Source organism: Blautia sp. RTP21359st1_E11_RTP21359_211015 (genome assembly GCF_040910705.1).
GTDB lineage: Bacteria > Bacillota > Clostridia > Lachnospirales > Lachnospiraceae > Blautia_A > Blautia_A fusiformis.
On record NZ_JBDGAB010000027.1, the window covers coordinates 1 to 7,579 of the forward strand.

The window sequence follows — 7,579 nt, forward strand, 5'->3', positions numbered from 1 at the left end:
GCGAGATAGCTCAGTTGGCTAGAGCACACGGTTCATACCCGTGGTGTCGAGGGTTCGAATCCCCCTCTCGCTATTTAACAAAAGGTCTGAAGATTCAATTTTATTGGGTTTTCGGACTTTTTTTGTTATAAAATCCCGGCTGCCTGTGGTAAGACCAGATGTGAAAAGTTAAGATTGACATTTTACATCGTTTTTTTTATCATAGTAAAAGAATAGACATAACGAATCATTTCGGGAAATGAGGATTGTATAATGAAAAAAAGAATGCTTTTTGTTTTCAACCCCAAAGCAGGAAAAGGAAGAATCAAGATGCATCTGCTGGACATTGTGGATATCTTTAATAAAGGTGGGTACGAAGTGATCATCCGTGCCACGCAGGGACCGAAGGATGCTTATGAACAGGTGAAGGAATATGCAGATCAGGTAGATCTGATCGCCTGCAGTGGAGGTGACGGTACACTGGATGAGGTGGTTACCGGAATCGTGGAAGTGGGCAGCCAGACACCGATCGGGTATATCCCTGCAGGAAGCACCAATGATTTTGCCAACAGTCTGTTTATGCCGAAGAGTATGACTGCAGCTGCCTCCATGATCATGGAGGAGCAGATCTATCACTGTGACATCGGTAAATTTAATAACCAGACATTTGCCTATGTGGCTGCGTTTGGACTGTTTACCAATGTTTCCTATGAGACAGACCAGGATCTGAAAAATATCCTGGGACATGTTGCCTATGTGCTGGAAGGGATGAAGCAGCTTTTTGAGGTGAAATCCTATCATCTGAAGGTAACCTCCGATGAGCTGACTGTGGAGAATGATTTTATCTACGGTATGATCAGCAATTCCAGATCTGTAGGCGGATTTAAGAATCTTACCGGAAAAAACGTGGATATGAATGACGGACTGTTTGAGGTGACACTGATCACCAATCCGAAGAATCCGCTGGAGCTTCAGGAGATCATGACTGCGCTTCTTACTGCAGAGGATAATACAGATCTGATTTATTCTTTTAAGTCTGCGCATGTTGTGATTGAGTCGGAGGAGGCTGTTCCGTGGACGCTGGACGGAGAATTCGGAGGAGACCAGACCCGTGTGGAGATCGATAATCTTCATGAGGCCATGAACCTTTATCTCACCAGCAGTAAGAAACAGAAAAAAAGCCGGCTGAACCAGAAAATGCAGGAGCTCAAGGAGATCACCCAGAACAGCGAAGAATGATCCGGGCATCCGAGGACAAGGTGATCATACAGAGGTGAAAACGTCTTTCCTCATAAGAAAGACTGGATATACAGGAACGAAAAGGAGGAAGAAATGGGAGATTATATCAACGTAAAGGAAATCTTTGGCTGCGATGTATTTAACGATTCTGTTATGCAGGACCGTCTGCCGAAGAAGGTATACCGCGAACTGAAAAAGACAATAGAAGAGGGCAAGGAGCTGTCCATGGAGATCGCTGATGTGGTTGCACATGAGATGAAGGAATGGGCCATCGAGAAGGGTGCCACTCATTATTGTCACTGGTTTCAGCCGCTGACAGGCGTTACTGCCGAGAAGCATGATGCATTTGTCACAGCACCAAGAGAAGATGGCAAGGTACTCTTAAGCTTTTCCGGCAAGGAGCTGATCAAGGGTGAGCCGGATGCATCCTCATTCCCATCCGGAGGACTTCGCGCAACATTCGAGGCCAGAGGCTATACAACATGGGATTGTACATCACCGGCCTTTGTACGTCATGACGCAGCCGGCGGAATCTTATGTATCCCTACTGCATTCTGCTCCTACACAGGAGAGGCACTTGACCAGAAAACACCGCTTCTTCGTTCCATGGAAGCAATTAATACACAGGCACTTCGACTTCTCCGCCTTTTCGGAAATACAACTTCTAAAAAAGTAACGCCTTCCGTTGGAGCTGAGCAGGAATATTTCCTGGTTGACAAACAGAAATGGCTCCAGAGAAAAGACCTGATCTACACAGGAAGAACACTTTTCGGTGCCATGCCTCCGAAAGGACAGGAGATGGATGACCATTATTTCGGAACCATCCGTCAGAGAATCTCCGCATACATGAAAGAAGTCAACGAGGAGTGCTGGAAACTGGGCGTAACAGCCAAGACACAGCATAACGAGGTTGCACCTGCACAGCATGAGCTGGCTCCGATCTACGCACCGGTAAATATCGCTGCAGACCACAACCAGATCATGATGCGTATCCTTAAAAAAGTTGCCAGCCGCCACGGTATGCGCTGCCTGCTTCATGAGAAACCTTTCGCAGGAGTGAACGGTTCCGGTAAACACAACAACTGGTCCCTGACAACCGATGACGGAATCAACCTTCTTGAGCCGGGAAAAACTCCTCATGAGAATATCCAGTTCCTTCTTGTTCTCACTTGTATCCTGAAAGCCGTTGATGAGCATGCAGATCTTCTGAGAGAGTCTGCAGCAGACGTTGGAAACGATGAACGTCTCGGAGGAAACGAGGCACCGCCGGCAGTTATCTCCGTATTCCTTGGTGAGCAGCTCCAGGATGTTCTGGAGCAGCTGATCAGCACAGGTACCGCCACACACAGTAAGACCGGCGAGATCCTGGATACCGGTGTTAAGACACTTCCGGATTTCATGAAGGATGCTACAGACCGAAACAGAACATCACCATTTGCGTTCACAGGAAACAAATTTGAGTTCCGTATGGTTGGTTCCCGTGATTCCATTTCCGAGTGCAACGTAGTTCTGAACACGATTGCAGCAGAAGTATTCCGCGATGCATGCGACCGTCTGGAAGCAGCAGACGATTTTGATACTGCAGTACATGACCTGATCAAGGAGTATGCGATCCAGCATCAGCGTATTGTATTCAACGGAAACGGATATGCACCGGAGTGGGAGGCAGAGGCAAAGAGACGTGGACTTCCGATCCTTCCGTCCATGGTAGATGCCATTCCTGCGTTGACTACAGATAAGGCTGTGAAGCTTTTTGAATCCTTTAATGTATTTACAAGAGCAGAGCTTGAGTCCAGAGCAGAGATCCAGTATGAAGGCTATGCAAAGGCTATCAACATTGAGGCCAAGACCATGGTGGATGTAGCTACCAAGCAGATTATCCCGGCAGTGATCCGTTATACAACGGTTCTTGCAGAGTCCATCAATTCTGTGAAGGCAGTGAGCGCAGCGCTTGATGTCAGTGTACAGACAAGTCTTCTGGAAAAAACCTCCGCACTTCTTGCTGAGACCAAGACAGCTATGGATAAGCTTTCCGGACTGATCGCTGAGTCGGAATCCCATGAAGAGGGACGTGACCGTGCTGTATTCTTCAGAGAGAGCGTGGTACCGGCAATGCAGGCTTTAAGAAAACCTGTAGACGAGCTTGAGATGATCGTAGATAAAGATATGTGGCCGATGCCATCCTACGGTGATCTGATCTTTGAGGTATGATCGGTTAAATAAAATACAGGAAATAAGAGATGTTCCCTGGGTGCAGCGGCATCTTTGAGATCAAATGACGGGACAGATGTAAGATCTGTCCCGTTTTTTACCTGGCGGAGAAAAAATCTGTAAGCGGTTATCCGTCATAGGATCATATAATAACTGCGGATGAGGATATCTGCGGCATTCAATCAGATTCAGGAGTAAGTATATATGATAGAATTAGAATTTTTAAAAGAACAGAACGTTTCCGAAAGCCTGATCCACGGCATCGAGGAGTTTCGAAAAAATTATAACGTTGATGAGGGGGCTGCAGCCAGAGTTATCAGACCGTCTATACCGTTCTACGGAAAAGAAATCCTGGAAATGGCCATTGCAGGACTTCTGGAAGGAGAAAATCTTCTTCTTGCAGGCCCAAAGGCTACGGGTAAAAATATCCTGGCAGAAAATCTGGCATATGCTTTTGGCCGCCCGGTTTATAATGTATCTTTCCATGTTAATACAAACAGCGGAGACCTGATCGGAACGGATACCTTTGTAAACAATGAAGTTTGCCTCCGAAAGGGCAGCATCTATCAGTGTGCCGAGTATGGTGGCTTCGGTATTCTGGATGAGATCAATATGGCAAAGAACGATGCGGTCTCTGTCCTTCATGCGACTCTGGACTATCGCCGCTCCATTGATGTTCCGGGCTATGACCGGATCGACCTTCATCCTGCGGCACGTTTTATCGGAACCATGAACTACGGATATGCAGGAACAAAGGAGCTGAACGAAGCTCTAGTTTCTCGTTTCTTGGTGATCGATATGCCAGCGCAGACAGAAGAAACCCTGGGATTTATTTTCCGCAAAATGTTCCCGGAGGCAAAGGAAAAGGCAGTGGAACAGTTTATCGGTGTATTTATGGATCTTCAGAAGAAATCCGTAAACAGTGAGATCTCCACAAAAGCGCTGGATCTTCGAGGACTTCTGGCTGCCATGAAGATTGTTCGTGCAGGACTTTCTCCCCTGGCAGCAGTGCAGATGGGAGTGGTGAACAAAACCTTCGATATTTTTGAAAAGGAGATCGTGGACGATGTAGTCCGTACAAGGATCCCGGAAGAGTGGACAAAGGACGATGTCTATGCATAAAGATCTGACAGAAGAACTTTCTATAGAAGATTACAAGATGGAGCTGGAAAACCGGATCCGTAATCTCCTCTGGACGGTAAGCGGCGACTATACACTGGATGTGAAGCCGGATGTATCGCTGTTTCTCCGCTCAAAAGAGATCGCTCTTTACGATGGGATCAAACAGGGGGCTTTTGCCAGATATTTTGACAAAAATCTTCTTGGTCTTTATCTTGTAAAAAAAATCTATCTGGATGCCTCTGAGACGGAGCTGACCGGGCTGACACAGCTCTGTATCGAAGCGGCAGTGGGAGAGCGGATCTGTGAAGAGCGCCCCGGGGTTCGCCGCATGAGAAAAAAAGCTCTGGAAGATATCCTGGATCAGGAATATGAAACCCTGCCTTTCTACGATAAGTTGTTAGACAGGCTGAAAATTGCAGTATTCCGTGATGTACTTACAGGAAGCGTACAGCCTCTGGAGAAAAAACTGTCTGCATTCCGGGATCAGATTTATGCCTGCGCAGAAAGCAGAGACACCATGGAACTGATTCGGATCATCGACAGCCTCTATAATGCGGTCATCGATCCGGACTTTGAGAAGAAAAACGGTTCCCTTGAACGGGTAATGGCGGTGACGCTGGAAGAACTGACGGAATTTGGCTGGGAAGACTACCTTAATGAAGAGATGTATGAGGAAGCTCTGGAAAATTACGTGGAAAAGCTCACAGACCGGATGACAGATATAGAAGATTCCTCGCTGACACAGGATATGGAAGAAAAACGTAAGGTGAAAAACAAGATCACGGTGATTTCAGAGGAAGCTCTTCAGAAAGCTCATACCTATGTGGAACTGAATTTTGGAAAAACCTATCTCACACCTGCGGAAGAAAAAAGAATGAACCATCTTATGTGCCGGGGAATACACGGAGACTGCAGCCTGTATTTTACAGAAGGAATCCTGAAAAATCCGGTTCGTGATAATTATCAGTACCAGTATGCAAAGCGTCTGCGTAATAAGAACATATGGATCTATCATGACAAGCACAGAATTGCAAAACGAAATATTGCCATATTGACTGAACTCCTGAAAAAAGCACTGGTGATCCGAAGTGAAAACCAGGAAGTCCTATCAGACCGGGGAACTATCGTTCCTTCCAGGCTGTGGCGTATAGGCAGAAGCGGTGAGGCAAATCTTTTTAAGAGGATTCTTCGTGGAGACAATACAGATTTTGTGGTGGATATACTGATCGATGCCAGTGGTTCACAGATGAGTCGACAGGGAGATGTGGCACTGCAGGCTTATATGATCAGCTCTGCCCTGAGCAATGTGGACATCCCTCATCGGGTTATGAGCTACTGCACATTCTGGGATCATACGATCCTGCACAGGTTCCGGGAATATGATGATCCGGTTTCGGCGGATGAGGATATTTTCAATTATGTGACTTCCTCCAATAATCGGGACGGGCTTGCCATAAAAGCAGCGGGATACAGTCTTTTGCAGAGGGAAGAGGAAAAAAAGATCCTGATCATCTTAAGTGACGGACGCCCCTACGATGTGATCATAAACCGCCCCAATGCAAAAAATCCGGCCCCTTATCAGGGAAAATATGCCATTTCAGATACTGCAACAGAGGTGCGGCGTCTTCGGAGCCAGGGCGTCAGTGTTCTGGGGGTATTTGCAGGCGAAGAGAAGGATCTTCCGGCGGAAAAGAAGATTTTTGGAAAGGATTTTGCCTATATCCGGGATATCGGAAATTTCTCGAAGATCGTAGGGCGATATCTGACAAAACAGCTGGAAACGGACAACTGAAAAAAAAAAGTATTTTATTTTAAATGTATAATATTCAATTGTAAGGAATAAGGTCACTATGTTAGCATAAAAGCTGCATAGTGACCAATTATTTGCTTATAATTATACAGAAAATTGTAAATAATATATAATATCTCAGATATAATTTCTTGCAAAATACTGCGAAATTTGCTATACTATATAACGTTACTAATTTACTAGATAAAGGGAGAGGAAATATGAACAAAAACACAGAGTTCAAACCTTACATTCCTGCGGAGAAAATCACTCCGGAGCTCACAGTTACATCTGTGATCATGGGATGTATTCTTGCTGTCATCTTCGGCGCAGCCAATGCTTACCTTGGTCTTCGTGTTGGTATGACAGTATCTGCCTCCATTCCGGCGGCAGTTATCTCCATGGGTGTTATCCGCGTGATTCTTCGCAGAAACTCCATTCTGGAGAGCAATATGGTCCAGACTATCGGTTCAGCCGGTGAGTCTCTTGCAGCAGGTGCTATCTTCACCATGCCTGCACTGTTCCTCTGGGCAGAGGAAGGACTTACAAGCAAACCAGGCATCGTTGAGATCACTCTGATCGCACTTTGCGGTGGTATCCTTGGTGTACTTTTCATGGTACCCCTTCGTAATGCCCTCATTGTTAAAGAGCATGCAACTCTTCTCTATCCGGAAGGAACTGCCTGCGCAGACGTTCTTCTTGCCGGTGAGGAAGGCGGAGCAAATGCTTCCACAGTATTCTCCGGTATGGGACTTGCTGCTGTCTTCAAATTTGTTGTTGATGGACTGAAGCTTCTTCCGGCAGATGTTTCTGCAGCATTTAAATCCTTCAAGGGTGAGATCGGTATGGAGGTTTATCCGGCACTTCTCGGTGTTGGTTATATCGTAGGACCGAAGATCGCATCCTACATGTTTACCGGTTCTCTTATCGGCTGGATGGTCATCATTCCGCTGATCTGCCTGTTCGGACCTGATACATGGATGTATCCGGCAGCAGAGGGAACGACCATTGCCCAGCTTTACGCAAACGGCGGAGCATCAGCAATCTGGTCTACTTATGTTAAATATATCGGCGCAGGTGCTATCGCAACAGGTGGTATCATTTCCCTGATCAAATCCCTGCCGCTGATCGTTACAACCTTCCGTGACTCCATGAAGAGCATGAAGGGAAGCAAGAACACAAGCACAGAGAGAACCGCACAGGATCTTCCGATGCAGTTCATCCTTCTCGGTGTTATAG

The 7,579-nt window shown here is 46.3% G+C and carries 5 protein-coding genes and 1 tRNA gene; all 6 read left to right on the forward strand.

The annotated features are described in order from the left end of the window. Positions 1 to 73: transfer RNA gene (locus AB5026_RS10515), tRNA-Met, on the forward strand. Positions 74 to 252: 179 nt separating this feature from the next. Then, positions 253 to 1,218: a diacylglycerol kinase family protein gene (locus tag AB5026_RS10520; protein ID WP_288720301.1), complete on the forward strand. Its 966-nt coding sequence runs from the start codon at positions 253 to 255 to the stop codon at positions 1,216 to 1,218. Between the two features lie 93 nt (positions 1,219 to 1,311). Further along, complete coding sequence (locus AB5026_RS10525; RefSeq protein WP_250789494.1) at positions 1,312 to 3,429, forward strand: glutamine synthetase III; 2,118 nt, start codon at positions 1,312 to 1,314, stop codon at positions 3,427 to 3,429. A gap of 204 nt (positions 3,430 to 3,633) precedes the next feature. Next, complete coding sequence (locus AB5026_RS10530; RefSeq protein WP_368213289.1) at positions 3,634 to 4,551, forward strand: AAA family ATPase; 918 nt, start codon at positions 3,634 to 3,636, stop codon at positions 4,549 to 4,551. Beyond that, a complete protein-coding gene (locus AB5026_RS10535; RefSeq protein ID WP_021650787.1) occupies positions 4,544 to 6,343 on the forward strand; it encodes a hypothetical protein in 1,800 nt (599 codons plus the stop codon). The genes AB5026_RS10530 and AB5026_RS10535 overlap by 8 nt, the downstream gene beginning before the upstream one ends. A 218-nt stretch (positions 6,344 to 6,561) precedes the next feature. Further along, positions 6,562 to 7,579 (forward strand): OPT family oligopeptide transporter (locus AB5026_RS10540; RefSeq protein WP_368213290.1); only part of this gene is annotated, 1,018 nt, incomplete at its 3' end.